Annotated in this window: 32 protein-coding genes; 24 read left to right on the top strand and 8 right to left on the bottom strand. The window is 40.4% G+C overall.

From position 1 onward, the window contains the following. Positions 1-103 precede the first annotated feature (103 nt). From CSV76_RS08415 to CSV76_RS08405, 3 genes are all read left to right on the top strand, one after another. Positions 104-304, top strand: a complete 201-nt coding sequence (locus CSV76_RS08415) for a hypothetical protein (RefSeq protein WP_158232766.1) — start codon at positions 104-106, stop codon at positions 302-304. Positions 305-392: 88 nt separating this feature from the next. Further along, the gene (locus tag CSV76_RS08410; protein ID WP_369823307.1) at positions 393-1,193 is read left to right on the top strand and encodes a metallophosphoesterase; all 801 of its coding nucleotides are present in this window, start codon (positions 393-395) and stop codon (positions 1,191-1,193) included. 347 nt (positions 1,194-1,540) lie between these two features. After that, on the top strand, positions 1,541-1,885 hold the full coding sequence (locus tag CSV76_RS08405; RefSeq protein WP_099625261.1) for a PadR family transcriptional regulator: 345 nt from the start codon (positions 1,541-1,543) through the stop codon (positions 1,883-1,885). A 57-nt stretch (positions 1,886-1,942) separates the two neighbouring features. Here the strand turns inward: CSV76_RS08405 and CSV76_RS08400 are convergent, their stop codons facing one another. After that, positions 1,943-3,001 carry an acyltransferase family protein gene (locus CSV76_RS08400; protein WP_099625260.1) on the bottom strand — a complete coding sequence of 353 codons (1,059 nt, stop codon included), beginning with the start codon at positions 2,999-3,001 and terminating at the stop codon, positions 1,943-1,945. Between the two features lie 320 nt (positions 3,002-3,321). Between CSV76_RS08400 and CSV76_RS08395 the strand changes: the two genes are divergently transcribed. Beyond that, the gene (locus tag CSV76_RS08395; RefSeq protein ID WP_085426254.1) at positions 3,322-3,648 is read left to right on the top strand and encodes a YnfA family protein; all 327 of its coding nucleotides are present in this window, start codon (positions 3,322-3,324) and stop codon (positions 3,646-3,648) included. Positions 3,649-3,758: 110 nt separating this feature from the next. On the opposite strand, the gene CSV76_RS08390 is transcribed toward CSV76_RS08395, so the two are convergent. Together CSV76_RS08390 and CSV76_RS08385 are read right to left on the bottom strand one after the other, a co-directional pair. Beyond that, on the bottom strand, positions 3,759-6,179 hold the full coding sequence (locus CSV76_RS08390) for an ATP-binding protein (RefSeq protein ID WP_099625259.1): 2,421 nt from the start codon (positions 6,177-6,179) through the stop codon (positions 3,759-3,761). A gap of 261 nt (positions 6,180-6,440) precedes the next feature. Continuing rightward, positions 6,441-6,605 carry an aspartyl-phosphate phosphatase Spo0E family protein gene (locus CSV76_RS08385; RefSeq protein WP_099625258.1) on the bottom strand — a complete coding sequence of 55 codons (165 nt, stop codon included), beginning with the start codon at positions 6,603-6,605 and terminating at the stop codon, positions 6,441-6,443. Positions 6,606-6,918: 313 nt separating this feature from the next. Here CSV76_RS08385 and CSV76_RS08380 point away from each other — a divergent pair, with 313 nt between their 5' ends. After that, entirely contained in the window at positions 6,919-7,131 is a 213-nt protein-coding gene (locus tag CSV76_RS08380; RefSeq protein ID WP_085426251.1) for an alpha/beta-type small acid-soluble spore protein, read from the top strand. A gap of 149 nt (positions 7,132-7,280) precedes the next feature. Here CSV76_RS08380 and CSV76_RS08375 read toward each other — a convergent pair whose 3' ends face one another. After that, on the bottom strand, positions 7,281-7,505 hold the full coding sequence (locus CSV76_RS08375) for a hexameric tyrosine-coordinated heme protein (protein ID WP_085426250.1): 225 nt from the start codon (positions 7,503-7,505) through the stop codon (positions 7,281-7,283). Between the two features lie 232 nt (positions 7,506-7,737). On the opposite strand from CSV76_RS08375, the gene CSV76_RS08370 reads away from it, so the two are divergent. After that, positions 7,738-8,715 carry a DUF5050 domain-containing protein gene (locus CSV76_RS08370; protein WP_099625257.1) on the top strand — a complete coding sequence of 326 codons (978 nt, stop codon included), beginning with the start codon at positions 7,738-7,740 and terminating at the stop codon, positions 8,713-8,715. A gap of 213 nt (positions 8,716-8,928) precedes the next feature. Here CSV76_RS08370 and CSV76_RS08365 read toward each other — a convergent pair whose 3' ends face one another. Then, positions 8,929-11,094, bottom strand: coding sequence for a YhgE/Pip domain-containing protein (locus CSV76_RS08365; RefSeq protein WP_099625256.1), 2,166 nt, complete (start codon positions 11,092-11,094; stop codon positions 8,929-8,931). Positions 11,095-11,365: 271 nt separating this feature from the next. On the opposite strand from CSV76_RS08365, the gene CSV76_RS08360 reads away from it, so the two are divergent. The 7 genes from CSV76_RS08360 (at position 11,366) to CSV76_RS17280 (ending at position 15,819) form a co-directional block, all read left to right on the top strand. Then, positions 11,366-12,250 (top strand): D-alanyl-D-alanine carboxypeptidase family protein, encoded by an 885-nt coding sequence (locus tag CSV76_RS08360; protein WP_099625255.1) that lies wholly within the window; start codon positions 11,366-11,368, stop codon positions 12,248-12,250. A gap of 265 nt (positions 12,251-12,515) precedes the next feature. Continuing rightward, a complete protein-coding gene (locus tag CSV76_RS08355; protein WP_099625254.1) occupies positions 12,516-12,989 on the top strand; it encodes an RrF2 family transcriptional regulator in 474 nt (157 codons plus the stop codon). A gap of 34 nt (positions 12,990-13,023) precedes the next feature. Next, a complete protein-coding gene (locus CSV76_RS08350) occupies positions 13,024-13,980 on the top strand; it encodes an LLM class oxidoreductase (RefSeq protein ID WP_085426246.1) in 957 nt (318 codons plus the stop codon). 19 nt (positions 13,981-13,999) lie between these two features. After that, entirely contained in the window at positions 14,000-14,215 is a 216-nt protein-coding gene (locus CSV76_RS08345; RefSeq protein WP_085426245.1) for a DUF896 domain-containing protein, read from the top strand. Between the two features lie 30 nt (positions 14,216-14,245). After that, complete coding sequence (gene hslO, locus CSV76_RS08340) at positions 14,246-15,109, top strand: Hsp33 family molecular chaperone HslO (RefSeq protein ID WP_099625253.1); 864 nt, start codon at positions 14,246-14,248, stop codon at positions 15,107-15,109. Between the two features lie 197 nt (positions 15,110-15,306). After that, entirely contained in the window at positions 15,307-15,576 is a 270-nt protein-coding gene (locus CSV76_RS08335; protein ID WP_099625252.1) for a hypothetical protein, read from the top strand. A 45-nt stretch (positions 15,577-15,621) separates the two neighbouring features. Continuing rightward, on the top strand, positions 15,622-15,819 hold the full coding sequence (locus tag CSV76_RS17280; protein WP_158232765.1) for a hypothetical protein: 198 nt from the start codon (positions 15,622-15,624) through the stop codon (positions 15,817-15,819). Here CSV76_RS17280 and fabG read toward each other — a convergent pair. Next, positions 15,794-16,537: a 3-oxoacyl-ACP reductase FabG gene (gene fabG / locus CSV76_RS08330; protein ID WP_099625251.1), complete on the bottom strand. Its 744-nt coding sequence runs from the start codon at positions 16,535-16,537 to the stop codon at positions 15,794-15,796. The genes CSV76_RS17280 and fabG overlap by 26 nt on opposite strands. A 90-nt stretch (positions 16,538-16,627) precedes the next feature. Here fabG and CSV76_RS08325 point away from each other — a divergent pair, with 90 nt between their 5' ends. The 4 genes from CSV76_RS08325 (at position 16,628) to CSV76_RS08310 (ending at position 19,330) form a co-directional block, all read left to right on the top strand. Continuing rightward, a complete protein-coding gene (locus CSV76_RS08325) occupies positions 16,628-17,011 on the top strand; it encodes a hypothetical protein (RefSeq protein WP_158232764.1) in 384 nt (127 codons plus the stop codon). 155 nt (positions 17,012-17,166) lie between these two features. Next, positions 17,167-17,598: a BrxA/BrxB family bacilliredoxin gene (locus CSV76_RS08320; protein ID WP_085426240.1), complete on the top strand. Its 432-nt coding sequence runs from the start codon at positions 17,167-17,169 to the stop codon at positions 17,596-17,598. Beyond that, positions 17,595-18,380, top strand: coding sequence for a class I SAM-dependent methyltransferase (locus CSV76_RS08315; RefSeq protein ID WP_099625249.1), 786 nt, complete (start codon positions 17,595-17,597; stop codon positions 18,378-18,380). Before CSV76_RS08320 ends, CSV76_RS08315 begins: the two co-directional genes overlap by 4 nt. A gap of 362 nt (positions 18,381-18,742) precedes the next feature. After that, on the top strand, positions 18,743-19,330 hold the full coding sequence (locus CSV76_RS08310) for a YpjP family protein (protein WP_099625248.1): 588 nt from the start codon (positions 18,743-18,745) through the stop codon (positions 19,328-19,330). A 482-nt stretch (positions 19,331-19,812) separates the two neighbouring features. Here CSV76_RS08310 and CSV76_RS08305 read toward each other — a convergent pair whose 3' ends face one another. Next, a complete protein-coding gene (locus tag CSV76_RS08305; protein ID WP_085426238.1) occupies positions 19,813-20,313 on the bottom strand; it encodes a YhcN/YlaJ family sporulation lipoprotein in 501 nt (166 codons plus the stop codon). 361 nt (positions 20,314-20,674) lie between these two features. Here CSV76_RS08305 and CSV76_RS08300 point away from each other — a divergent pair, with 361 nt between their 5' ends. Together CSV76_RS08300 and CSV76_RS08295 are read left to right on the top strand one after the other, a co-directional pair. Then, on the top strand, positions 20,675-21,616 hold the full coding sequence (locus CSV76_RS08300; RefSeq protein WP_085426237.1) for a thymidylate synthase: 942 nt from the start codon (positions 20,675-20,677) through the stop codon (positions 21,614-21,616). A 13-nt stretch (positions 21,617-21,629) separates the two neighbouring features. Beyond that, positions 21,630-22,112, top strand: a complete 483-nt coding sequence (locus tag CSV76_RS08295) for a dihydrofolate reductase (protein ID WP_085426236.1) — start codon at positions 21,630-21,632, stop codon at positions 22,110-22,112. A 9-nt stretch (positions 22,113-22,121) separates the two neighbouring features. On the opposite strand, the gene trhA is transcribed toward CSV76_RS08295, so the two are convergent. After that, complete coding sequence (trhA, locus tag CSV76_RS08290; protein ID WP_099625247.1) at positions 22,122-22,757, bottom strand: PAQR family membrane homeostasis protein TrhA; 636 nt, start codon at positions 22,755-22,757, stop codon at positions 22,122-22,124. Between the two features lie 82 nt (positions 22,758-22,839). On the opposite strand from trhA, the gene CSV76_RS08285 reads away from it, so the two are divergent. The 5 genes from CSV76_RS08285 to msrB are packed head-to-tail and all read left to right on the top strand — an operon-like array spanning position 22,840 to position 26,052. Beyond that, positions 22,840-23,676 (top strand): DegV family protein, encoded by an 837-nt coding sequence (locus CSV76_RS08285; RefSeq protein WP_099625246.1) that lies wholly within the window; start codon positions 22,840-22,842, stop codon positions 23,674-23,676. Between the two features lie 25 nt (positions 23,677-23,701). Beyond that, a complete protein-coding gene (locus CSV76_RS08280; protein ID WP_085426234.1) occupies positions 23,702-24,505 on the top strand; it encodes a GDSL-type esterase/lipase family protein in 804 nt (267 codons plus the stop codon). 8 nt (positions 24,506-24,513) lie between these two features. Beyond that, positions 24,514-25,086, top strand: coding sequence for a YpmS family protein (locus CSV76_RS08275; protein WP_085426233.1), 573 nt, complete (start codon positions 24,514-24,516; stop codon positions 25,084-25,086). Positions 25,087-25,099: 13 nt separating this feature from the next. Continuing rightward, positions 25,100-25,630, top strand: a complete 531-nt coding sequence (gene msrA / locus CSV76_RS08270; RefSeq protein WP_099625244.1) for a peptide-methionine (S)-S-oxide reductase MsrA — start codon at positions 25,100-25,102, stop codon at positions 25,628-25,630. After that, complete coding sequence (gene msrB, locus CSV76_RS08265) at positions 25,627-26,052, top strand: peptide-methionine (R)-S-oxide reductase MsrB (RefSeq protein ID WP_099625243.1); 426 nt, start codon at positions 25,627-25,629, stop codon at positions 26,050-26,052. Before msrA ends, msrB begins: the two co-directional genes overlap by 4 nt. Positions 26,053-26,065: the final 13 nt, after the last annotated feature.

Below are 26,065 nucleotides of genomic sequence, written 5' to 3'. Positions count from 1 at the left end.
TACAGTTTAGGGTTTTGGGGGCTATGTGAAACCTTTCATTGTATACTAGTAAAATAGTAGAATAACAGAAAAATGGAGTGAATAGATGATGTTTTTTAAACGGATGAATAAACAAGAATCGGTAAACAGTAAGCGCGCTGCTGAAGCAGGTTTTATTACCTATATGCTTCTCACAGCTATTAACTATTTCTGTTATTTATTTATAGAACAAATGTTTCTCTCTCCAACTTTAATTTTCTGGAGTGGATTGGTCGTATTCTTTGGATATGGTTTACTCATCAACAGCAAAGAAAAAAGTAAATAGATCAACTTTAAAATACTCCCAATAGAATTGGACTGATTTGATAGTGAAAAAGAGACTTCTGTCTGCATTGATATTACTTTTAACCATAATGAGTTTTATTTGGTTTCAAAATAATTCCATCACAATTTCCCAAACCGTCATTCGCTCAGAGTATCTTCCTGCCAATTTTGATCAATTCAAGATTGTTCATTTGTCTGACCTTCACAATAAAAGCTTCGGACATAATCAGCAGCGATTAGTGCGGAAAATCAATAAGCTTCAACCTGATATCGTCGTCTTTACCGGCGATCTTATTGACAGTAAAAGAGCAGGAGATCGATCGAGCTTACAATTAATGAAAGAGCTAACGTCTTCTGTTCCCGTGTATTACGTATCAGGAAACCATGAGTGGTGGTCAGGGAAATTTGATACGCTAGAACAATCATTGAAAGCGGCCGGTGTACACGTTTTGCGAAATGAACATGCGATAGTAGAAAAGAAGAATGAAAAAATTTACGTGGCGGGCATTGATGATCCGGCACATAACAGTGAAGGTTTTGCAGAACGAGAAATCGCAAAGAAAGACCTTATTCACTCGTTAGAAGGAATGGAAGAAGATCCTTTCACTATCTTATTGACGCATCGTCCAGAGTTACTGTCACTCTACGCGACGTTCGATTTGGATCTGGTGTTTGCAGGTCATGCGCACGGAGGGCAAGTTAGGCTTCCATTTATAGGTGGAGTTGTAGCGCCCAATCAGGGATTTCTACCAGAATATACGGCAGGAAGACACGAACTGGATCAAACACAAATGATCGTAAGCAGAGGGCTTGGTAACAGTATCATCCCGTTACGGATGTTCAATCGTCCCGAGATCGTGGCGGTTACGTTAGAAGTAGTGAAAGAATAAGGAGTATTAGTAAATAAAAACGTACTTGTCTACGAACAAAAATGAGTGAGTAAACATTCATGTTAGTTTCGTATTCAGGTACTTTTTAATCTTGCGCAAACTAATAAGTAACACTATTTACCGAATGGAAGCGTTGATATATATAAGTAGTATCTATTACTATATACCAAAAGTACGTATAACTATATACCATTAGTCTGTATTGCTATATACAAGTAGATAGTATTACAGTATACTATAATTAAGTAATACAACGTACCGGTAAGCAGTTATACATAGTACTGTTTCAAAACTGAAAAATTAATGTGGTTTTACAAGTTATTCATGAAATTTCGTAGGAGGAAGTTATGGAGAATATTACTGAAATGTTGAAAGGTGTGCTTGAAGGCTGTGTCTTGGAAATCATCAATCGAGGGGAAACATACGGCTACGAAATCACTCAACAGCTGCGAGAACTTGGATTCACCGATATAGTAGAAGGCACAGTCTATACGATTACTGCGAGACTCGAGAAAAACCATTTAGTGATGATCGAGAAAAAACCATCTGTTATTGGACCACCAAGAAAATTTTATACTCTCAATGCAGCAGGAAGAGAACGACTTAAAAATTTTTGGATTAAGTGGGAATTTGTTTCGGGGAAAATAAACGAACTTAAACATAATGAAGATGTAAACTATGAGTTTTTTTGAAACAACATAAAAGTACCTGTGCACAATACTCACCAGAGTTATGTGCACAGGTACTTTTTAAGTTATAACTTGATTCGCAGTAGTCTTTTTCTGTGTAAATCCACCAAGGAACAGCTTTCCATGTGGTAGGAACTTTTGAATGACGATAGAAAATACGATGGGTACGAATAAACCGAATGCTGTGAATCCGATAATCCCATAGGTGAAGTAATCATTTAACAAGATATCCGTAAAGATGTGTAAATACATAATCGTTAACGAGTGTTTTTCGATTTTTTGTAGCCAATTTAACGAAAGGTAAGCAGCGGCTTGTTGGAACACGCCAACTAACACCAAAGTGAATGAAAGCGGAATAACCAAGTCTAGAATAAAATGATCGTAACGTAAAAATTTCATACTCAAGTGATAATCAATAATTTGACTATTATCGAGTATGATCGCCGCGCCACTGACGAATACTCCTGCGATCAACCATTTCTTCGTCACGTTCATCCAAAAGCTTTTCATATAATATCCAAGTGAAAAGTACACAACGGCCATTAATGCCACATCGATATTCCAAATCATTGGGATCGTTTGAGACGCAGTAGAAGGTGCTCCTCCAATTACATGCATCGCAAATAAACTTTCGAAGTGTGCAATCGTATAGAAGATCGCCAAAATAATGATTTGCTTTGTTCGATTAAAATATTTAGTCATCCATAAGAAGAATAAATACGTGAAGAAAAGGGTTGTAACGAACCAGAAGACACCGTACGCACCACGCACAAAACGACCGCCGACCACAAGTGTCCAGATGTCATGTACATACCATGATAAATCTAAGTTGCCCGAACCGATCTCTATCCCGTAGCGAATAAACGTTATACTCACTAAGAAAAATAAATACGGAACAATCAACTGCATAAATCGCTTGTGAATTGTGGGTTTTATTAAGCCTTTTTCAATTACAGGCTTAAAAAATAAGCCGCTTAAAATAAAGAAGGCGGGCATGTGAAACCAATAGATATATTTAACGAGAGGGAAATCAAGCTCACCTGGAAAATGACCGATTACGACAAGGATCATTAAAAAACCTTTGGTGACATCTACCCAAGATAAACGTTTATTCTTCATAATCAAGCTCCTCAAGAAAACTAACGCATGTCTATATTGTACAACCAATCGATCAGAAAAAATGAAATGTAATCGAAATGACTCAAGAATGTAAGCTGGCTGTAAATACGTTGGATTCATTTGGTGATTTATTACGGTTGACTGATTAATCAGACTGTCGGATCAGTATATAATGTCTTTTACCTGATATGTTTTGTCAGAACAGCTTGTAATCTTTCATTCAACATCAATATAATAAGAAGTACGTGTTTTAGGTCATAATTTTATGAAGTCTTAGTGCATAGAACAAGTACTCTAGTATATTTTAGGACGTGATGTAAATTTTCTACGCTGTAATTTTATTTATAGTAGCGGGGTTGGCTGAGATTGGCGGAGGCTATTTAATTTGGTTGTGGTTAAGAGAAGGCAGACCTTTTTACTGGGGAATAGGTGGAGGAATTATTCTAGCACTATATGGTGTGGTCGCTACGTTTCAGCATTTCCCGTCATTCGGGAGAGTATATGCTGCATATGGCGGTGTCTTTATAGTCCTATCCGTTTTATGGGGATGGGGAGTGGATAAAAAAGTGCCGGATTTATATGATTGGATAGGTGCTGGCATATGCGTAATAGGGGTTGCCATCATATTGTTCGCTCCACGGCATTAAATACATATCGTTTTCCATTTTACATAATAAATGAATTGTCAACATGTCTCTACGTAAAATTAAAACGCCTGTAGAACACATTTTTATGAATGGGTTCCACAGGCATGTTTTTATTTCTCTTGTTCCTTCGCAAATTCCATAAACATCCGTAATTTCTCGGATACCTTGCCATAGACCGTATCTTCATCATACTCTCCAAGTTCATTCGGTTGTCCAGCCGCAATACCGGTTAAAATTTCTATTCCTTCTTCAATCGTTCGCACTTTATAAATATGGAATTGTCCTTCACGTACAGATTCAATGATTTCATCATTTAGCATTAAGTTCTTCACGTTTTGGTGAGGGATGAGTACGCCTTGCTTGCCTGTAAGTCCTCTATTTTTACATACATTATAAAAGCCTTCTACTTTTTCATTCACGCCACCTATTGGTTGGATTTCGCCATTTTGATTGACGGAGCCGGTTACAGCCAATCCTTGATCGATTGGAATTTCTGCTAGGCTAGACAAAATCGCATAAAGCTCTGTACTTGAAGCGCTATCTCCATCTACGCCGCCATAAGACTGTTCAAACGCGATGTGTGCAGTCAATACTAATGGATACTTTTGTGCAAACTTTTGTCCTAAATAGCCACCTAATATATAGACACCTTTATTATGCGTATTGCCACTCAACTGGCTTTCCCTTTCAATATTGACAAAGCCTTTTTTGCCCATAAAAGTGGTAGCCGTAATACGTGAAGGTTTGCCGAATTGGTATTGACCTAAGTTGTAAACAGCCAAGCCATTCACTTGTCCAATTTTCCCTCCGTCCGTATCAATTAGAATACTCCCTTCATCGATGCTCGCTTGAATCTTTTCCTCATATAAATTGGAGCGATATCTTTTTTCTTCAATTGCCTTTTCAATATGCTTTTCGGAAACTAGGTCATCTCCCATTATGCTGGCCCATGCATCCGCCTCGTAAATCAATTCGACTTGCAGATTAAATCGTGTGGATAATTTGCGTTGATCACCCGCAATACGTGAGCTGTATTCTATAATCTTTGCGACAGCGGAAGGGTCAAAATGTCGCAGTCCGTGCTTTTTACAATGCGTGTGAATAAAGCTAATCAATCCTGCAATATTCTCTTGGTTGTATTTCATTTCTACATCAAAATCTACGCGTATCTTAAATAATTTACGGAAATCTTCATCGTGTTGATAAAGGGCTTGATAAATATTCATATTGCCAATGATAATAATTTTTACATCGAGTGGAATGGGATCTGGGTTTACCGATGCTGTCGCAATTATACTAGCATGCTCGCCTATATTTTCAATTTGAAGTTTATGAATTAATAATGCTCTTTTTAAACCTTCCCATGCTTGGCTCTTTGAAAAAATATCTTTCGCTTGAATGAGAAGATATCCGCCATTTGCGTCATGTAAGTAGCCAGGTTTTATCTTCGTGAAATCAGTGCTCATGACACCCATTCGGTTTTCATATTCTACTTTACCGATCAGATTATAAAAAGTAGGGTTATCAGCTGTTATTACGGGCATACCTGTAGTATCGCTATTATCAACGAGTACGTTGATTGTATACTTATTAAGTGCTTGGTTTTCGTCTTTAAACAGATTACCTAACTGCTTTTCATCTTTTTTCGTTGGATTCGGCAGGAACACTTGGAAATTATTCGCTAAATCTTTTCTGACGGTTTTTAAATAACGAACGACTTCTGGACAGTCTTTATAGTCTTTTTTTAGCTCATCAATGTGAAAATCGATTGTCGTAATGGCCGTCTGATGGTCAAATCCTGTTAATGATTTCTTCAACTCCTGCTCGAAATGGAGTATAGTTTTCGTCGCTTCCAATATGATTTCCTGTAGTTTGGCAGAGTTTTCTTCAATAGCAGCCCGTTGTTGATCATCTAAAGCGCCGTAGGCTTCTTCGGTTATTGGTTGTCCATCTTCGCCCATCGGAATGGTAGCGACTGTTGAGTCACTTTGTTTCAGTATAAATCCATTCTCTGTAGCTATTTCATTTGTTTGTTTATATACTTGGTCCACTTTTTCTTTATATTTCTGGATGATGGATGTACGATTTTTTTGTCGATTGTTTTCACTAAACGCATTCGGAATATCTACTTTTAAATCATTTAATAGCTGCTCCATCGATTTTTTGAGTTGATTGCCTAATCCGACAGGAAGCTTCAATACTTTAGGTTTGTACTCATCCTCGAAGTTATTGACATAACACCAATCAAAAAGTTTAGCTTCTTTTTTTGAAAAGTCCTGTACTACGGTAGTAACAAAAGAAGTTTTTCCGACACCTTCTGTCCCTGCGACATATAGATTATATCCGGGTTTATTGACATGCAAGCCGAAATTCATCACAGATCGTGCCCGTTGTTGACCGATAATATTCGTCAGCTTTTCTACATGTTCCGTAGAGTCGAATGAAAATACGGAGTAATCTACTACCTTCTTCAAGTCATTCGGTTGTAATTCAGCTTTTCGTTTAATGGACTCTTCATTGAAATTTGTCAATTACACTCACCTCACTCGTGATTTCTCTTTACTCTTCTTATACCCTTAATGAAGGTGGAACACGCAATAATCAAACAATATTTTTTTCATAAGTAATATTTATCTAAAATAAGGTACGAATAGCCGGCAAAATTATTCGATTTCAAAAAGAATTGACAAGGGGAAGGTATGTAGTTAATAGGAAAAGACAGTTCCGAAAAGTCTCGGAACTGTCTTTTTGTTAGGATATGATTGTGGATACAAAAGCTTTAACTTCTATAGTTAAGAACAAATCCCTTGCGCTTTGTTCAATAAATGATCCAGTTTCCGACTACTTTTCACAACGCTTGGATGTGTAAAACCGAAAAGATTTGCTTTCTTATACATGATCATTCTTTTTACTTTAATCCTAAATGACAATAATACTGTAGTAATTTTTCTCTTCATTTCTATTCCTCCGACTATAAATTACGCTTCAATTATGCAGAAGTTATCTAGTTAGTAAAGAAGCAACGTCTACATCATATTAAACGCATAATGAAAAGCATGTCGGATTTTGGTTCGCAATTTAATTATTGTGGAATTATGACAGCACTGTGAATGATAACTGACTAATTAAACATCTTAAGCTGTACTACATGTGAAAGGTAAGTGTAATTCGGACAAATTGTTAATGTGCTAACAATTTAAAAACATTTTTAAACTCGATGTATGATATTTTAAAAAATGCTCATTCTATTGTCAGAAGGAGGTGGACAACATGCCAAACAACAACAGCAGCAACAACTCAAACCAACTTTTAGTTCCAGGCGTACAACAGGCGATCAACCAAATGAAGGAAGAAATCGCTAATGAATTCGGTGTAAACCTTGGACCAGACTCCACATCGCGTGCCAACGGATCCGTCGGCGGAGAAATTACAAAGCGATTAGTGCGTCAGGCTCAATCACAAATGAACGGTAATATGGAATAACAGCAGTAACCAGCCAGATTAGCATATGAAAAATCATGAGCACTATACGCTTTGATTTCTCAAAAAACGAAAAGACGACGATTCATTCGATTGCGAATGGATTGTCGTCTTTTTTAGTATGTGGTTTTTTAACACAATCCCCATAACCTTTACTTCCAATAATTATTCGCTGCTGAAATCGTCTGGAAATGAACAGCGATCACATGTGATGCCTTAGTTAAGCTATCTGCATTTTCTGCATACTCAGGGCGTAGTTTTTCCCTTACTTCCGGAGATGTTTGTGTGTAAGCGACTCCTTTTCTAGCCAATGTGATAGCCAGTTCAAAACCTTCTTGCGGTGTGTCTGTTTGTAAACTTGTAAGCCAGTTCGCCATTGTAATTCCTCCCTTTTAGCTATAATACTGAGTTGACTAATAATTTCGTTAAATTAATATTAACATAATTATTTTGATAAGTAGAATTTATTTAAAATTATACAGTACATATTTTCAGATAGTTGATACGCTGAATATACTTGCGAAAAACAAAGCTCATTTAGTATTTTGATAATAGATTAATTATTCAGATAATGATATAATGAATGTAAAATAACGGAGGGATGTTCAAATGAAACGCTGGATACGGTTAATAGTCGTCATCCTGTTTGTCGGTTTGCTATTCCCCAATGTACTATCATCAAAAGTTAGTGCGTTAGATGATGTAAAAGGAGATAATCATTTCGTTAATAGTTTTGCTGCTAAAGACGGAAGCAATTACTATGTAAATAGAGGACATCTAGAGGATATGACACTGGGTATATATAAGGTCAGTAATGATATGAAGAAGTTTCGCTTGATCAAGCAAGGAAACTATACCAATATCCAATTATATAAAAACACGATGGTTATATTTAATGATGATGTAAATAAGCTGCAGCGGTTTTCTTTTGATGGGACCCTCGTTAGGGAATATCCTCAAGTGACCAGTAGCAACTTCTTGATTGATCGCGATAGAATTTATTATCATACAGGGCGCAATGTTTTTGAGATCAATATAAACGGTCAAGGAAATAAGCATCTGTATACATCCGAAGGCACCATTCAAGAATTCTCGGTCCACAACGGCTGGCTCTACTATACGTACTTGATACCTACTGTTCCTCAGCCCTATGACTATTCAATGAGTTTTGCCAGATTCAAAATATCTACTCCTCAACAAGTCGTTCCAATCATTAGTAAAGTAAGTAACATTGATTCACTAATTGTTCGGGATGGGTATATTTATTCCGTTATTCATCAAACCTCTACAATGAATGGCAGATATTTGTACCGAATGAATTATAGCGGTGACTTCTTACAACGCATATCTACTGTTGACACGACTGCATTATTCATTGGCACAAAATACGTGTATTTCGTCGATAACACCGGAACCTATAGACAGTATTTCTATCGAATGGATAAGGATGGAAAGAATGCCGTGAAGGTAGGAGATTTGACCGGTTCCAAGCTTAGCGCAGAGTACCATAACGCAGCCTTTTATTTTGAAATTCAAAATGTTCAACAAGATACTTTTTATTTGCGTAGAATTTTACAGACGCGCTGAAGTCTCTAGTTTTATAATAAAACCTCCTTACGAGCGTAGGGAGGTTTTGTTGTGCTGCGTGTAATTTTAGTTGAATCATATGCTTCACCAGGACCTACTACTTCAGAACGTTCACCAAGTCATAGTAAATCTTCGGGTTCTGGATTCTAAGTTTTAAACAATAGGTAAAGCTTGTGGTAGTAGTTTAAATTGAAAAAGATTATATATAGCAGTTCAGTGAAATAAATCGGTCTCACGTGATTTCGCCAAAAGATGGTCGCTTGCTTTATTCATTTTTTCTTTGAATAAAACACCGAAACTAATTAAGGCTATTCCAACGACCGCTAAAAACAGCATATCTTTTAAAGCACGTGCCCAGACGATTCCGCCAACTGCCTCTCTCATCAGATCAATTGCGTACGTAAAGGGTAAGAAAGGATTGATCCACTGGAAAAAGGAGGGGAGAAGCATAATCGGATACGTGCCACCTGAACCTGCAATCTGCAGCACGAGTAAGACGATAGCCATTGCTTTACCAACATCTCCGAAAACTGAAACAAGCGTATAGACGATCGACATGAACACTACGCTGATCAAAACACCAAATAAAATGAATAATACCGGCTCTTTGACTGTGACACCCAGTAGCACCAAATCTCCAATCGTCACGATGAGTGTCTGTATACAACCAATTAAACCGAAAGTAAATAACCGACCTACATAAATTTGTCTTGATGTGAATGTACCTTCCCGGCTAATATCCGTGGATAGTAAGGAAATTAACAATAAACAACCGACCCAAATCGAAAGCACTGTATAAAACGGTGTCATTCCCGTTCCATAGTTTTCGATTGGAAATAGCTTCGTTTCTTTCAGTAGAATTGGTTCCTCAAAGAAGCTGCGTTCTGCTTGCGGATCATTTCGCAGTAAATCAATAATTTCATTAATATCCGTTTCGCCTTGAATGTCTTTGATGCGATTTGCGAGCTTGTTCACCTTACCATATACGTATGGGTATTGATTTAGCGCGTTCTCGACTTGTTGTTTACCTTGCGTCAAGTGTTGATCTGCACTAAGTAATGTTTGCTGCACTTTAGGAATGGAGGCTTGTACTTCTGTCAGTAGCGTTTTTGCACTAGTTAATGTTTTCAATGCCCCGGATATTTGTTTGCGAATGTAAGGTTCTATCGTGTCGCTATATTCTTTTAGGAATGAACTGCCTTGGATGGTTGTGTTTTCAGCAATCTTTTGCAAGTCATTTAGACTATGGCGTAGCTGTTCTTCTTCACCTTGCACAAGCGTGTCCATTGTGCGTGCATGTTGTTGAATTTCATTTAGCAAATTCTTTAGATTATCGATTTTAAGTAGAGCGGCGTCTGTTGCAGCCGATTGTTCACCATTCAATTGTTCAGCTACATTCTTTATATTCAGAAGGTCTTGCTCAAGGCCTTCTAGTTTTTCCATACTGCCTGTTACGCGATCGTCCACTGCTTGTTTCGCACGATTCCATTCAGTAAAGTCAGGTGATAATTGCTGAATTTGTTTGAGGAAATCGTTCGTTTCATTCGTAATAGCAACTATTTTCTCCAAATCTGTTCTAATACGCGGTGCAGCCGCTTCTAGTCGATTCTGCGCTGTTGTCAGCTGATCGATCGTATCGTTTATCGTTTTTAGTCCTGAATTCGTAGTGCGTTTCGCCTCAGGCAGTAGCTGTTGCGCTTTGTTGATGATGTGCTGCGCAGAGTTCGCATCCGTCACGATTCCTTCTAGCGTCTGATGAATCGTAGGTAATTGCTTCTGAATGTCAAAAATATATTGTTCGAATTTCTGAATGTCAGGTAAATCCTTCTCGATTTCTATTCCCAGTTCATTAAATAAATCGAGTACTACGCCATTCACAGTAGAAATAAAGCGGCGGCTTACTTTGTCGACAATGACAGAAGCGCCTTTTTCTGTGATTTTTGGTGCGATAGAATTCAACTTTTCATTGACGAAGTAATGAATTTCTGCTTTTTCAGGCTCTCCTGAAGTGACTGTCGCCAATTTGCTGGAGAAGTCTTTTGGAATAAAAATCGCCGCAAAATAGTCACCATATTCTACACCGTCCATCGCTTCTTGGCTTGTGGTGAACGACCAATCCATCTCTTTATTATTTTGTAACGTTTTGATCAATTCTTCACCGACATTAATATGTTTGTCACGTACCATCGCGCCTTCATCTTCATTGACAATCGCCACAGGCAATTGGTCAGTGTGGCCATAAGGATCCCATGTTGCGTATATATTTAGCCAAGCATATAAAGATGGTAAAATGGTCAGTCCGCCAATCAAAAGGGCGGCAACCCAGTTTTTACCGATGTGTTTCAAATCCAATTTAAATATATTCCAACTTGTTTTCATGATTGTGACTCACTCCAGTAGCTCTTTTTATTAGCTATTGTGCCCATAAAAATGCTAGTTCAACTGAATTTTTATGATTCAAACAGAATAGGATGTATCTTAAAAAGCTTTAAGGATTAAGTTTTGTATACTAAACTGGAGAAACTGCGAAAAAAGACTTGTTACCTGTCAACGTAGATATTTTTTAATCATCTTCATTCATTCTTAAGAAATTACCACTATTAAACTTCAGACATCTACTTCATAATGAATAGCATAGGCAGGTGTATACATGAAGAAGCTGATATTGGTCCTACTCATCTGTTTAGGAATCTATGCAGTCGTCACGCAATGGAACGACGTACAAATAATAGATGACAATTGGAGCGCCACTTCCAAAGCTATGATTCTTTTAAACGCAGAGACAGGTGAAGTGTTATATGAAAAAAATAGTAAAAAACCTTTACCGATCGCAAGCATGACCAAGTTAATGACGCAATATATTGTCTTGAATACGATTAAGAATGGGACGATCTCCTGGGAAACCACTTATCAACCAAGTGCCACTGTGCTAGATATGGCACAGTTTGCGAGCGCTTCTAAACTAGGGATGAAAGCAAATGAAAACTATACAGTACGTGAACTTTTTACTGCGATGACCGTCATTTCAGCAAATGATGCAGCTCTTGCGTTGGCTGAGATCGTGGCAGGAACGGAAGAAAATTTCGTTGCGATCATGAATGAACAAGCACGCGCCTTTAGATTAAAGAAAACGGTTTTCTTCAATCCACATGGTTTGGATGGCACTTATCTCGGTAGAGGCGAGAACAAGAACAACTTAGCGTCAGCTCACGAAATGGCAATCATGGCAGATCGGCTTATTAAAAAGCATCCTGAAGTACTCGAATTCACCCGCATGACGCACTTCATGTCTAGAGACGGAATGAAGATGTGGAATACAAATTTACTGTTACCGGGTATGCGCATGCAGATGGATGGCATTGATGGATTGAAGACGGGGTATACCGATGCGGCAGGTTCTTGTTTTACAGGAAGTGGAATCTTCAATGGACAGCGTGTGATTACTGTTTTGATTGGAGTGGAAGAAGTCGACGGAAACAATTCAGAGCCGCGTTTTAATGTAACGAGGGAACTGATTACTCGTTATGTAAAATGATGTACTGTATATGTTGGAACATAATAAAAGAATAATAAAAGACTATCCGAGCCTGATTAGGTTGGATAGTCTTTTTTTAGAATAAGAGAAATTACAGAGTCGATTTTGTAACACCGTAAGTACACGACTCCCATCTAAAAGCAATCGCAAAGTAGATTACTGTACTTTTTATGAAATGCCTGTTAATCTAATAAGGATAAACATTATCTACGTTAGGAATAAATTGACTTATCGCGAATATATACTCATGAAAGGGGATGATGGAATGCAAATGAAAACCGGAGTGGAACAATCCTTATATGCCATTCTCATCCTGAATTTGCTGCCAGATAGAGCAGTGTTACCAGGTGAAGCAATTAGTCAGCAACTTCATGCATCGCCAACATATACGCAGAAAATATTGCGGAAATTAGTCAGCGCGGACTTGATCACATCTGTTCCTGGAGTGAAGGGTGGATTTAAGTTAAATAAAAAGCCTGAAGAGATTTGTGTATATGATATTTATCTAGCGATTGAAGGCAAACAATCACTTTATTCTCCAAGCGGCGTTTTCCATGACATGCTTAATATAGAAGAAGATCGTGACTGTGCATTAATCGCTTTAATGACAGAAGCCGAAAATTCGTGGAAATCTATTCTAAAACGCGAAACGGTTGCGTCACTCTATGAGGGAATAAATAAAGACTATAATCCGAAAGTACAAGCACTGCAAGAATGGCTGAAGGTAAAAATGGTGTGAACATCAATAGGATTGTCCGTTAGGTGGAATTACGATGAAATCATTTCAATCGCATCAAGGCTTCGTGCGCACATTTAAAGAAAATACATTAACATTGGGCATTACATTCCCTATGGATCTTGCTGTTGATTATCATATGCCACTGGATCTAGCCGAACAAATGAAGCTGGCCAAGCAAGCTGAAGATGCGGGATTTGCGGCATTGTATGTCAGAGATTCGCCTCTTTACGATCCGAACTTTGGAGATAATGGCGTCAAGCATGATCCATTTCAACTTCTCGCATTTGTAAGTGCGCATACAAGTAAAATCGCGCTAGGCACAGCAAGTGTCGTCACGACGTTGCGGCACCCACTTCACTTGGCGAAATCAGCTGCTTCATTAGATGATATATCTAACCAGCGCTTATTACTGGGTGTTGCCACTGGCGATCGGCCAATTGAATTCCCAGCATTTAAAGTGAACCGAGATCAACGTGATGAATTGTTTAGAGAGTCTGTAGACGTAATGAAAACATTATGGAAAGAATCTTTCCCTACGATCCAGTCTGAACGTGTTGGACTCGAAGCAGGTGATGTGATTCCTAAGCCATTAGTATCTAAAATTCCGATTTTAGGTACCGGGTATTCCGGACAAACGATCGAATGGTTAGCTAAGAATACAGACGGTTGGATGTTTTATGCCCAAGAAGCCAATCGCCAACAAGAGTTGATCAAGCTATGGCGTCAAGCGACAACTGAATTTAAACCGTTCATACAGCCCCTAACTATACATTTATCAGACAAACCCAATGCGTCGCCTAGACCGATTCCAATAAAAGTTGGCTTCACATCGGGTCACCAGTTTTTAATCGATTATTTGTATGCACTACAAGATATCGGAGTCAACCACGTCGTTCTGGCAATTCGTAACGAAGACCGTCCGATAACAGAAGTGATACAAGAGCTGCAAGAATTTGTCGTACCACATTTTAGTGCACATAATAAAAAATAAATGAAAATGAGGGATTTACATGATTAATCAATTAGGTCGTATTAATGAATTAGCTAAAAAACAGCGTGAAGAAGGCTTAACAAATGCTGAAGTAGTGGAGCAGACAGTATTGCGTCAAGATTACTTACGTGAAATCCGTGGGCAAGTCATGGGCACATTTTCAGGTTTAACCGTCATCGATCCGCTTGGAAATGATGTCACACCCGAAAAATTACGTGAAACAAAGCTAAACTAAACGTGTAGGGCTATAGAAAGGGTGTATAGAATGAATGATTATTTGGTAAAAGCGGTAGCTTATCAAAATCAAGTGCGCGCGTACGCTGTGAACTCAACTACAACTGTAGCGGAAGCACAGCGACGACATGCGGCTTGGCCAACAGCCGCAGATGCCCTTGGACGTTCAATGACTGCTGGTTTAATTCTAGGCTCTATGTTAAAGGGCGAGGAGAAAATATCAGTAAAAATTAACGGTGGCGGCCCACTCGGTACAATTATTGTGGATTCGAACGCCAAAGGTGAAGTTCGAGGATATGTCTCGCATCCCCAAACCGACGTAGAATTGAACGAAGTCGGAAAGGCAGTCGGCACAAATGGATTGCTAACGGTCTCAAAAGACGTGGGGCTAACATATCCTTTCGTAGGACAAATCCCACTCATTTCCGGGGAAATTGGAGAAGACTATACATCGTATCTTTCTAAATCTGAACAAACCGCATCTGCTGTCGGAGTTGGCGTGTTAGTAAATCCTGATAATACGGTGAAAGCGGCAGGTGGCTTCATCATTCAACTCATGCCAGGCGCAGATGAAGAAGTGATGAGTAAGATTGAAGAACGCATGAAAGTAATTGCGCCACTCTCTTCCATGATCGAAGAAGGCAGTACACCCGAACAAATACTTGAGCACGTGTTAGGTCCGGAACATGTCACCGTGTTAGAAAGCATGCCCGTTCAATTTCAGTGTCAATGCTCTATGGAGCGAATCACTAATGCGATTATCAGCTTAGGTAGCGAAGAAATTGAAGACATGATTCAAACAGATGGACAGGCCGAAGCGAATTGTCATTTCTGCAATGAAACCTATCACTTCGATACTGAGCATTTGGAAGCACTGAAAGAAGTCGCTTTATAAAGAAATGAAAAATGAGCATCTGAATGAGAAACTACCGTGTTTTGTAAACATGGAATATTTCATTTAGATGCTTTTTTATATTGATTCTAATTCGTCCATATGAGTAGTTCTTGAGACAATTCTTAATAATGATAGAATAAATTAATCGCCATAAAAGCATAAGGTTCAAAAAAGCTGGAATAAAGGGAGATGATTTTATGTTTTACTATTTACCGTTCTTTTCCTTACTTATATTTACTGCTGTAATCAGCGCCGTCGTTGGCTTTTTATTTCATGAATTCACTACCAAACTACTACGTTCTAACGTAAGCCGATTCATCGCAGGAGCAGGTGTATCCATGCTCGTCGGTGGTTTTATCACCAAGTTATTGCGATTTGACAATTGGTATTACTACCTAGCTACAATCTCGTTGACGTTCGTGTTATACGTCATTTCAATTAGATCATTAACTAAAAGTAACGAATAAGGTTCTTCATAGTAAATTTTCCTGTAAAACTTTTCACTTGCTTACTTGAAAATAATGTATGCAATACATTATTTGGCGATTCTGGAATTGAAAGAAATGAGTAAAGAACGGAATTTCATTGAGAAAAATGGTTCACGTATCGTAGAGGATGGTATGACGTTTACGATTTTCTACATAGATATTATTGTGAATCATATTCCGATAAAATTGCGGTTCATCAAACCATCAAAAATCCGCCACTGACGCTAATACACTCACCATTGACAAAACTCGAATCATCGGAAGTCAAGAAGGAAACAACGGATGCCACTTCCGCAGGATCTCCCATACGACCCGCCGGCGTTAACAGTGTTGCCATTCTCTTAACGTCTTCTGGCAAGTCCTTCGTCATATCTGTATTGATCTGCCCTGGCGCAATGGCATTTACCGTAATCTGCTTACTGCCATTTTCCTTGGCTAACGTCCTCGTTAAACCAAGCACTCCAGCTTTTGACGCACTGTAATTCGCCTGTCCCATATTGCCCCAACTCGAAGAAGAGGACACATTGACAATTTTTCCATATTGCTGTGCACGCATTTGTGGAATGACCGCTTGGCACGTGTAGAACATGCTGCTGAGATTGACGTCGAGTACAGAGTGCCATTGTTCGGCCGTCATTTTATGGAAGAATGAGTCTCTCGTAATCCCTGCATTATTCACTAGAATATCCACTTGACTGAACTTTTCATAAATAGCAGAAAATGTTGTCGCCACATCTTCTGGATCGGCTACATTACACTTCATAGGGTGGACCTTATCACCTGAAGCGTCCAACGCGGAAGCGGTTCGTTCCAGCTTTTCAAAATTGACATCCAAAATAATTACTATTGCTCCGTCATCGAGTAAACGCTCTGCTATTTTCTCTCCGATTCCTTGTGCTGCGCCTGTTACGACTGCGATTTTATCTACTAATTTCCCCATATCCTACACCCCTTCTGAATTTCATAGAATTGTAAGTTTACTTTATCATAAATGAATGGGTATTCATATAGTGAATAGTTTGAATGAAAAATGTTAAACTATATTGTAAGAGGTAAGAGAAATGTATATAAAGACATATACAAAGAACTGGAGGCGATTGCGATGAAGGATGAGCATCTACAAGACGCGTTCACCAGCTGGGTTGACATGAGTCGCGATTCACAAGGATTATTAGCGTATAATGCGCGTTTAAAAGAGGTTTTAGATGAAGAAGCTTTTATTAATGAAGCGAAGTTGAGAGAAGAAGCGGCTAATTTGAAACTAGAGGCTAAGAAAGATCAATGGATAAAACAAGGTGTAGAACAAACGGCTCGTAGACTATTAAAAATGAAAATGGATGAAAAAGCTGTGGCGGAGGGAACAGGGTTAACGATCGAACGAGTGAAAGAGATTAAAAAGGAAATGAATCTCTGAAAGCTATCGTAAAGCTAGCTATGCATTTTGCGCCTCCACATACAATATTCCACTTCCCGCCAACCCAATCACGTGAAATAATTTCCTCTATCCTTTACTATTAAAAATAGTACGACATAAAACACGTAACCATAAGAGAGGGCGGAGATATTTAAATGAACGCATATGATGAGTACATGCGCGGAATTGTTACACCGATGCGCGAAGAACTAACTACTGCAGGATTTACAGAACTAACAACGGCTGAAGAAGTCGATGATACTTTAAAGGGCCTTGAAGGTTCAGCAATTATCATGATCAACTCGGTATGCGGTTGTGCGGCAGGTCTAGCACGTCCGGCTGTACGCGAAGCAGTGGCAGAAGTGAAACCGGATCATCTATTTACGGTATTCGCAGGGCAAGATAAAGAAGCGACGGAAACATTCCGCTCATACTTCCCAGAGATTCCTCCAAGTTCACCTTCGATTGCTATTTGGGATCAAGGCAAAGTCGTGTATTTCATTCCACGCGAACAAATCGAGAACTTCCCGAAAGAACATATTAAAGATCACCTTGTTGACGTCTTAACGAAAGTCGTTGCTCAGTGAACGTGATCATTACGACAGCAGGACGTCCTGATGAACACTCCACTGCACTTATGCAAAAAGCAGCGGAGTCGTTACAGGCGCCTGTCGTCGAACGTAATAAGCGGTCCATCCCTAAACTACAAGACGTCTATCAAGCAGATGTCTTAGTGGCGGGGAAGGACCGCTATTCGTTTTATACAAGAGGCAGCACCGAACCGTTCTTCTTTCATCCGAACTCTGCCACTTATCGTTTGAAACGCATACTAAAAGGCGAAACCGATCCACTCGTGGCGGCAGCTGTTCTTCAACCTGGCGACTCGTTCCTAGATTGCACACTCGGACTTGGCTCGGACGCAATCATCGCATCTAGCACCGTCGGAGAGCTAGGATCGGTAGAAGGAATTGAAGCGGATCCAATCGTCGCGTTCCTAACAAAAGTCGGTTTGCATAATTTCCTGATCGACTTTCCGCTGCTACAAGAAGCGATGCAACGAGTCGAAGTGATTCATTCGGAAGCTATAGAGTTCTTGAAAACTTGCGAATCCAACTCACGTGACATCATCTTTCTCGACCCGATGTTCACAACACCGATTGAGGAATCTTCCAATTTTGAAGTGCTGCGAGAAATTGGTGTGACTGATAGCGTAACGGAAGAATGGGTAGAAGAAGCGTTGCGCGTATGCAGACGCCGCGTCGTATTGAAAGACCACTATCAGTCACCGATGTTCAAACGCTTCGGCTTCATACAGCAGATTCGTCCATACACGAAAGTGCATTATGGCGTGTTGGAGAAGAGAAAATGATATATTACGTAAAGCTACACAAAAAAGACTATGAACAAACCTGATCACATTCCAGGTTCTGTCCATAGTCTTTTTTGCGTTCTTCACTATTAATTAATGTGTGAAATTCAGGGAGCTCAAGTACAAAGTCAATACAAGCATACCAATTCCTAATAATAAGTTAACATCCATTGTGGCGACCTCCTTTTATGTAGCGCGTTTGATTGAAATCCGCTTAACTTGCAATCAGAGAACATTTTGTGAATATTGATGATTGAAGTTTGACTTTATTGTACAATGAAATAGTAAAAGATGAAACCTTTTGTGACGCTTTTCGTATGAGTTATGTAGATGTATGACGGAATGTTGAAGGAGTGATGGAAATGAAGCAATGGTTACAGCGGCTGATGATCGCATCTGTCGCCGTGTTGACATTGGGCGTCATTACACCCAATCATGAAATTTGGACAAACTTTACGGATAAGAATGAACCAAATGAATCTGGAACCCACGCAGAAGGCATGGAGTATTCCCTTGAACTGCAAGACAATCGAGATGACTTACTGACACTAGACAGCTACACTAGAGAACAACAATTGGTCGCACACGCGCGTCTATTAACGTATGAAAAATTCGGACAGCGTATCGGCCCCGTAATCCAGAACGAATTCGATCAGGAGATTTTCCCGCGAATCGAAGCCGTGATCCAAACGACCGTACATAATGCAACGGATCGCCGTCTGGCCATCACCGAGCAGCCTTCAGGTGATTATGCGGAAAAGATCTTCCACGTTTACGACAAAACAGCGAACCAGGACCTGATAAAGTTCCACGTTCGTACCGAAAAACGCCCAAGTGACGGCTACTTCTATAATTTCCATTACCACACAGCGGATGATGGATTTGTCGCGCATCACTCAGTTGGGGATATTTATTGGTCGAAGAACACTCCGCCGAAATGGCTTTCGTAAGACGTTAAAGTTTTGTTTAGAGAAAACTGAATTGAGTAAAAACCGTGTGAAACCAAGTTTGTGAGAATTTGGTTTTATGCGGTTTTTTGTTTGTATAGTGGTCTGGTTGATTTTATATGTTGTGTAAAGATAGTTCATTAAAGACAACTACACATTCGGTAATTGAAGAGAAACGGCCTGCCAATTAGGGAGTTGAGAACGAATAAGCGAAGCGTTGGTTTGCTCGTGAAGGATCAAGAGGAGATTGCGCGACTGAACGTGATTGCACTGTTATTGGGAGAAGAATTAAAATAAGAAGCAACTAGGCGTAATGAAAACGTCGATAAGACGCAATTTATAAAATGTGTATATAGGAGAAGAGCGACCTATCCTTAAGGACAGATCGCTTTTTCTCTACTACTAGAGATATTTTTCAGCTGATTTCATAGATGGCATTAAAAATCAGTAAGAAGAGTTAAGTCCTTTTGAGTAACACTGAGATGTTAACGTGCATCAGGGAATACGCGTTTCATTGCTTCTGAAAACTCATCAAAGAATCCTTCTACTGGCTCGCCTGCGTTGACCTTCTCCTTATAACCGGTCATTCTTTCTACGAAGTCTGGATTAAGGGAAACGTAGACATTTTCAATAGCCGAATTAGAAGAACGAACCTCTTCTGCGATTTTATCCTCCAGCTCTTTTGTCGCTTCTTTCATTGTTGTATCTTTTAAGACAACCGCAACATAAGCGTTATGATCAGTAACTAGTACAGTGGCACTATCTACATCTGTCAGTTCAGTAATTTTGTCTGCGGCTTCATCAGCAGTCTCTACCTTGGTATCATGGGTACTAGGGATGGAAACTTTTTCGTCAGCAGTACCATTCGATGTTTCATTCGTAATAGTATTTTCATCAACGTGTGCTGTGTTATCCTTTTTTGTTCCGCAACCCATAACGACCAGTGCAGCTGAAAGAACAATCAGTAACAAACTTGTTTTTTTCATGTATTTTCCTCCTTATAACCTTTTCATAACCAGTGTGTCCGTAAAGAGAGATTTTCATGCAACCAATACATACTCCAATAAAAAAATGATGACCATGCAATACTCAAGTCTGAAAAGATTTTTCAATCATTCATTGTAAATTTACCGAATGCGACTTGATCCTACTAAGAGTAGAAGAATTTTGTGTATACTAAACGCTATAGCAAAGGTAGTATGTGAAAGATATATATCTATACGACGAGCAGTGAATACTGGACTAAAAACACACCACACAAATGGCTTTCGTAATCAGCCCTTTCGTGGTGTGTTTTGTTGTCTTAATGTTATAATGAGTGTAATTTCTTATGAGGGAGCTTGAAGCATGAAGCAATATTTGGATCTATGTCAACATATTCTGGATACAGGAACAAAAAAGGGAGATCGTACGGGTACGGGGACATACAGTGTCTTCGGCTATCAGATGCGTTTTGATTTAGCGCAAGGGTTTCCTTTATTAACGACAAAAAAGACGGCGTTTCGTCTGATTGTCTCGGAATTACTATGGTTTATAAAAGGTGATACGAATATCCGCACATTGATTCAGGAACGTAACGGTATTTGGGATGAATGGGCATTTGAGCGGTATGTGAAAAGTGAAGCGTATACAGGACCGGATATGACGGATTTTGGTCGTCGTGTACTAAAAGATGAAGAATTCGCGGTTACGTATAAAGCGGAGCTCGCTTCATTTAAAGAGAAGATTTTAGCGGATGAAGAGTTTGCGAAGGAGCATGGTGATCTCGGACCTGTGTACGGCAAGCAGTGGAGAGCGTGGGATAGCGAGAGTGGTGTCATCGATCAGCTTGCACAAGTGATCGACAGCATCAAAAACAATCCGGACTCTCGCCGCCACATTGTCACGGCGTGGAATCCTGCAGAAGTGGACGAGATGGCGCTGCCACCATGCCATTTGCTGTTTCAGTTCTACGTAGCGGACGGCAAATTATCATGCCAGCTCTACCAACGCAGTGCGGATGTTTTCCTCGGCGTACCGTTTAACATTGCATCGTACGCGTTACTTATTCATTTAATTGCGCATGAATGTGGTTTAGAAGTAGGCGAATTCGTCCATACACTAGGTGACGCACACTTATATCAGAATCATATCGATCAAGTACATGAACAATTGTCGAGAGAACCAAAAGAGTTGCCGACGTTGCACGTGAATTATGATGGACGGTCGATCTTTGATTTGACGACGGAGGATATTTCGATCGAAGGCTATGATCCGCATCCACGAATCAAAGCGCCGATCGCAGTATAAAGGAGGACATACATTGATTTCATTATTGGTGGCACATGATCTTGGCCGAGTAATCGGCAAGGACAATGAGATGCCGTGGTATATTCCGGAAGAGCTTCAGTATTTCAAAGAGAAAACGATGGGTAAGGCGATGATCATGGGACGCAAGACGTTTGAATCGATCGGCCGCCCGTTAAAAGGTCGGTTGAATATTGTTATTACGCGTAATGAAGATTACGAAGCGGACGGGGTAACGGTCGTTCATGATCTAGACAGTGCCGTGAAACTCGCGAAAGACTATGCCGACGAAGTAATGGTCATCGGTGGCGCGGAAATTTTCAAAATGTCGATGGCAGACGGTGCCGACAGATTGTATGTGACGGTCATTGAGAAAAATTACCCGGGTGATACGTTTTTCCCGGAATACGAAGAGGATTACACGTTAACGAGTAAGTCTGAGCCGCATTACGCGCAAGACGGCACTGCCTATACGTATCAAATTTGGGATAAAAAATAACGTTCTCCTCTATACATAGAGAAGAACGCTAAAGAACATCGATGCGCTGCCTGCCATGACGAATAAGTGCCAGATCGCGTGATTGTACGGAACACGGCGTGACATGAAGAAGTACGCGCCAGCCGTATAGAATAATCCACCGATCACGAGCAACCAAACGCCTTCTGGCGGCAGTGCGTTATATAATGGTTTGATCGCAAGGACGATGAGCCAGCCCATAATGAGATAAAGGGCAAGCGATAGTTTGGCGAAGCGGTGAATATAAAAGATTTTGAACAAGATGCCAAACAAAGTCAATCCCCAGATGATACCGAATAACGTCCAGCCGAGTGCACCTTGTAACGTGACAAGCAAAAACGGCGTATACGTACCGGCAATGAGTACATAGATGGCGGAATGGTCGAGAATCGCAAAAAATGATTTCACTTTAACCGGCATACTATGTAGTAGCGTACTTGCGAGGAACAGCAATAACATGGACACACCAAAAATCGTGTAGCTAGTTATGGCGATGCCTGTTCCTTGTTTCACACCTTTTAGAATTAGCAAGACCAATGCAGGTATGCTGAGTAAGAATCCAATCGCATGAGTGATCGCATTCCAGCGTTCTTCATGTAAATTTTTATAATCGAATGATTCTTCCATTCTCATAAGCACCTCCTGCATCACACTATACCAAATACAGCGAAAAAAATCGCAGAAGCCACACGCTAAGGAGATAGAAATCATGAAAAAAATTCATATCGTCACGGATTCCACTGCAGATTTAACGGATGAACTGATTGAGCAATACAATATTCACGTGGTACCTTTAACACTGATCGTCGACGACAAGTCTTATATTGACGGTGTAGAGCTGCAACCCGATGAATTTCTCGATTTGATGCGCGACGCAAAAGACTTGCCGAAAAGCTCGCAACCGGCAGTCGGCGTATTCCAGAATCTTTATGACGAACTAGGGGCGGACGGATCGCAAATTATCTCGATTCATATGACTGGCGGCATGAGTGGGACAGTAAAATCGGCGGAGACAGCAGCCCATGCATCAGACGCAGATGTTACGGTGATCGACTCGATGTATATTTCACACGCACTGACTTTCCAAGTGCTTGAAGCCTGCCGACTCGCTGAAGAAGGCAAGACGGTAGCTGAGATTGTGGAGGGCATTGATCACGTCCGTAAAAGTTCCTCTTTATTCGTCGTACTGGACGTGCTGGATAATATGGTCAAAGGCGGTCGGATCGGTAAAGGGAAAGCGATGTTCGGCTCGCTTATGAATATCAAACCGATTGCGTCACTAAAAGACGGTGTCTATACGCCCGTCGCAAAAGTGCGCAGCCATAAACAAGTAGTCTCTTATTTGTTTGATGAGTTTAAGAAGGAAACAGCGGGGAAAGTAATTCGTAGTGTCGGGATCGCGCATGCGAACGGACTTGCGATGGCGGAACCGCTGAAGAATAAGATTGAAGAAATGGGTATACAAGTGAAGTTGACGTTCACTACACCGATTGTTAGTACGCACACCGGTGAAGGCGCGATTGGCTTCATGTATTACACCGACTGATTCTAACTACAAAGGATATGACATTATGAGAAGAATGCTAGTGCTGTGTTTCGTCTTCTCATTGTTCTTAGCAGGGTGCCAGGCCCCATTTAGCCAAAAAGAGACGACGCTTTCGGAACGTGAAACCGTAGCGTTCGAACCATTCATTGTGCCGGAAACGTTTATCCCTAGACGTGTAAATGTCTTAGGCCTAGGCGATTCATTGACACAAGGAGTTGGCGACGAGCGCAAAGAAGGCGGGTATTTCGGCCGTTTGACGTCGGACATGGAACAATGGAAAGGCATTATGGAAGTGGACGCCGTGAATTTAGCAAAACGCGGACGGCGCAGCGACCAGTTTTTAAAGCAATTGCAAGATGAAGATGTACAACAAGCGGTCATTGCCGCAGATTATATCGTCTTTACGATTGGCGGCAACGATGTGATGAAAGTGGTCAAAGGGAATTTCATGCAGATGAAGATGTCGGATTTCTATAAAGCGCTTGGAAAATTTGAAAATAGAATTGAAGAGTTGTTTGAAGTCCTTCGTCTCTACAACCCAGATGCCCCCATCATTGTAGCCGGTCTTTATAATCCGTTCTCCGTCGTAACGGACGAAGTACAAGAGTTCGAAGAAATTATTGGCGACTGGAACCGTTCGATCGAAGAACAAGTGGAAAAAGACGGCATGGCTTGTTTTGTGCCTGTAGAAGATTTATTTAATTCGAATGAAAACCTGGTTTATCACACAGACTTCTTCCATCCGAACAGTAAAGGATATGATTTGATGGAAGAGCGTTTTGTGGAAGAAATTAAAGGCTGTTCAGCGGTTGATGTGGAAGTGGAGTGAAGTACAAGATGAATATTTGGAAAGTAGCGTTTTTTAGCCTGGCAGGAATAATGGTGGCGGCGCTCGTAGGATTAATCATCCTCATCAGTAGCGCCACTGCTTCTCCACCTCTACCAGAAGATAAAGCGGTGAATGAGGCTGGCTACACATTGGCGTTAAATACGACCAAAGATAATTTTGAAGGTATTGCGAACACCTATATACGAAAAGCTGTAAAAGGCGCGTTACCGGTTGAGCTTGAAATGCGCGATGATGTATTGTTGACGTCCGAACTCACGGTGTTCTCGCATACATTACCGCTTGCGATGCATTTTGATCCGATTGTCCGAGAAGACGGAAACTTAATTCTCAAACAATCGTCAATGGAATTAGGACATTTGACCATTCCACCATCAACAGTACTGAAATTACTGAAAAATTCAGTTGAGCTTCCATCGTGGATGATTGTCAGACCAAAAGAAGAGGAAATTTTCATCGATCTGAAGGACTTGCCGATCTCAGGTGATGTTCAAGTCAAGGCAAAAGAAGTGAATTTAGCAAAAGATGAGATTATATTGGAAGTATTGATACCGAAAAACTAAGGAGGCAATAACGATGGCAATACAATACGCAACATTTGCAGGCGGGTGCTTCTGGTGTATGGTCAAGCCTTTTGACAAATATGACGGTGTCCATTCCGTAATAAGTGGTTATACAGGCGGACATACTGTCAATCCGACATACGAAGAAGTATGTACGGATACAACGGGACACCGTGAAGCGGTACGTATCGAATTTGATGACAGCGTGATCAGCTACGAAGAATTGCTGAATGTTTTCTGGCAAGTGATGGATCCGACAGATGCAGGTGGACAATTCGGTGACCGCGGGGAGTCGTACAAAACTGCGATCTACACGAACACCGATGAACAGCAGCAAGCAGCGGAAAAGTCAAAGCAAGCATTACAAGACAGCGGCAAGTTCAGTTCGCCGATCGTCACAGATATCTTCCCAGGTAAAGAGTTCTACCCGGCCGAAGAACATCACCAAGAATATTACAAAAAGAATCCAAGTCACTACGAGCGTTATTCAGTTGGATCAGGACGCGCAGGATTCATCGAAAAAAATTGGGGGAATCGTTCATGAAAAGAGACTTACGCAATGAATTAACGGAAATGCAGTATCATGTGACGCAGGAAAACGGAACAGAACCACCATTTCGCAATGAATATGACGCGCATTATGAAGATGGTATTTATGTAGACGTGGTGTCAGGTAAACCGTTATTCAGCTCAAACGATAAATACGACGCAGGTTGCGGATGGCCAAGCTTTACGAAGCCGATCGAAGCGGTAGAAGTAACGGAGCATTTTGATACAGCTCATGGCATGCGCCGCACGGAAGTACGCAGTAAAACAGCAGATTCTCATCTAGGACATGTGTTCCCTGACGGACCGCAAGAGCAAGGTGGATTGCGTTACTGCATTAACTCTGCAGCACTACGTTTTGTTCCAGCAACAGACTTAGATAAAGAAGGCTATACAGAATACAAAGGATTATTTGAGTGAAGGAAGGTGACGG

Source organism: Sporosarcina sp. P17b (assembly GCF_002743115.1).
Classification (GTDB): Bacteria; Bacillota; Bacilli; order Bacillales_A; family Planococcaceae; genus Sporosarcina; species Sporosarcina ureae_C.
Note: the sequence above shows the minus strand (reverse complement) of the source record. Positions and strands in the feature narration are given on the sequence as shown.

Coding starts and splice junctions, on each gene's coding strand:
- CSV76_RS08415 (WP_158232766.1), top strand. CDS start 104: ATGAATAAACAAGAATCGGTAAACAGTAAGCGCGCTGCTGAAGCAGGT.
- CSV76_RS08410 (WP_369823307.1), top strand. CDS start 393: ATGAGTTTTATTTGGTTTCAAAATAATTCCATCACAATTTCCCAAACC.
- CSV76_RS08405 (WP_099625261.1), top strand. CDS start 1,541: ATGGAGAATATTACTGAAATGTTGAAAGGTGTGCTTGAAGGCTGTGTC.
- CSV76_RS08400 (WP_099625260.1), bottom strand. CDS start 3,001: ATGAAGAATAAACGTTTATCTTGGGTAGATGTCACCAAAGGTTTTTTA.
- CSV76_RS08385 (WP_099625258.1), bottom strand. CDS start 6,605: ATGAAGAGAAAAATTACTACAGTATTATTGTCATTTAGGATTAAAGTA.
- CSV76_RS08380 (WP_085426251.1), top strand. CDS start 6,919: ATGCCAAACAACAACAGCAGCAACAACTCAAACCAACTTTTAGTTCCA.
- CSV76_RS08375 (WP_085426250.1), bottom strand. CDS start 7,505: ATGGCGAACTGGCTTACAAGTTTACAAACAGACACACCGCAAGAAGGT.
- CSV76_RS08370 (WP_099625257.1), top strand. CDS start 7,738: ATGAAACGCTGGATACGGTTAATAGTCGTCATCCTGTTTGTCGGTTTG.
- CSV76_RS08365 (WP_099625256.1), bottom strand. CDS start 11,094: ATGAAAACAAGTTGGAATATATTTAAATTGGATTTGAAACACATCGGT.
- CSV76_RS08360 (WP_099625255.1), top strand. CDS start 11,366: ATGAAGAAGCTGATATTGGTCCTACTCATCTGTTTAGGAATCTATGCA.
- CSV76_RS08355 (WP_099625254.1), top strand. CDS start 12,516: ATGCAAATGAAAACCGGAGTGGAACAATCCTTATATGCCATTCTCATC.
- CSV76_RS08350 (WP_085426246.1), top strand. CDS start 13,024: ATGAAATCATTTCAATCGCATCAAGGCTTCGTGCGCACATTTAAAGAA.
- CSV76_RS08345 (WP_085426245.1), top strand. CDS start 14,000: ATGATTAATCAATTAGGTCGTATTAATGAATTAGCTAAAAAACAGCGT.
- hslO (WP_099625253.1), top strand. CDS start 14,246: ATGAATGATTATTTGGTAAAAGCGGTAGCTTATCAAAATCAAGTGCGC.
- CSV76_RS08335 (WP_099625252.1), top strand. CDS start 15,307: ATGTTTTACTATTTACCGTTCTTTTCCTTACTTATATTTACTGCTGTA.
- fabG (WP_099625251.1), bottom strand. CDS start 16,537: ATGGGGAAATTAGTAGATAAAATCGCAGTCGTAACAGGCGCAGCACAA.
- CSV76_RS08325 (WP_158232764.1), top strand. CDS start 16,628: ATGTTAAACTATATTGTAAGAGGTAAGAGAAATGTATATAAAGACATA.
- CSV76_RS08320 (WP_085426240.1), top strand. CDS start 17,167: ATGAACGCATATGATGAGTACATGCGCGGAATTGTTACACCGATGCGC.
- CSV76_RS08310 (WP_099625248.1), top strand. CDS start 18,743: ATGAAGCAATGGTTACAGCGGCTGATGATCGCATCTGTCGCCGTGTTG.
- CSV76_RS08305 (WP_085426238.1), bottom strand. CDS start 20,313: ATGAAAAAAACAAGTTTGTTACTGATTGTTCTTTCAGCTGCACTGGTC.
- CSV76_RS08300 (WP_085426237.1), top strand. CDS start 20,675: ATGAAGCAATATTTGGATCTATGTCAACATATTCTGGATACAGGAACA.
- trhA (WP_099625247.1), bottom strand. CDS start 22,757: ATGGAAGAATCATTCGATTATAAAAATTTACATGAAGAACGCTGGAAT.
- CSV76_RS08285 (WP_099625246.1), top strand. CDS start 22,840: ATGAAAAAAATTCATATCGTCACGGATTCCACTGCAGATTTAACGGAT.
- CSV76_RS08280 (WP_085426234.1), top strand. CDS start 23,702: ATGAGAAGAATGCTAGTGCTGTGTTTCGTCTTCTCATTGTTCTTAGCA.
- CSV76_RS08275 (WP_085426233.1), top strand. CDS start 24,514: ATGAATATTTGGAAAGTAGCGTTTTTTAGCCTGGCAGGAATAATGGTG.
- msrA (WP_099625244.1), top strand. CDS start 25,100: ATGGCAATACAATACGCAACATTTGCAGGCGGGTGCTTCTGGTGTATG.
- msrB (WP_099625243.1), top strand. CDS start 25,627: ATGAAAAGAGACTTACGCAATGAATTAACGGAAATGCAGTATCATGTG.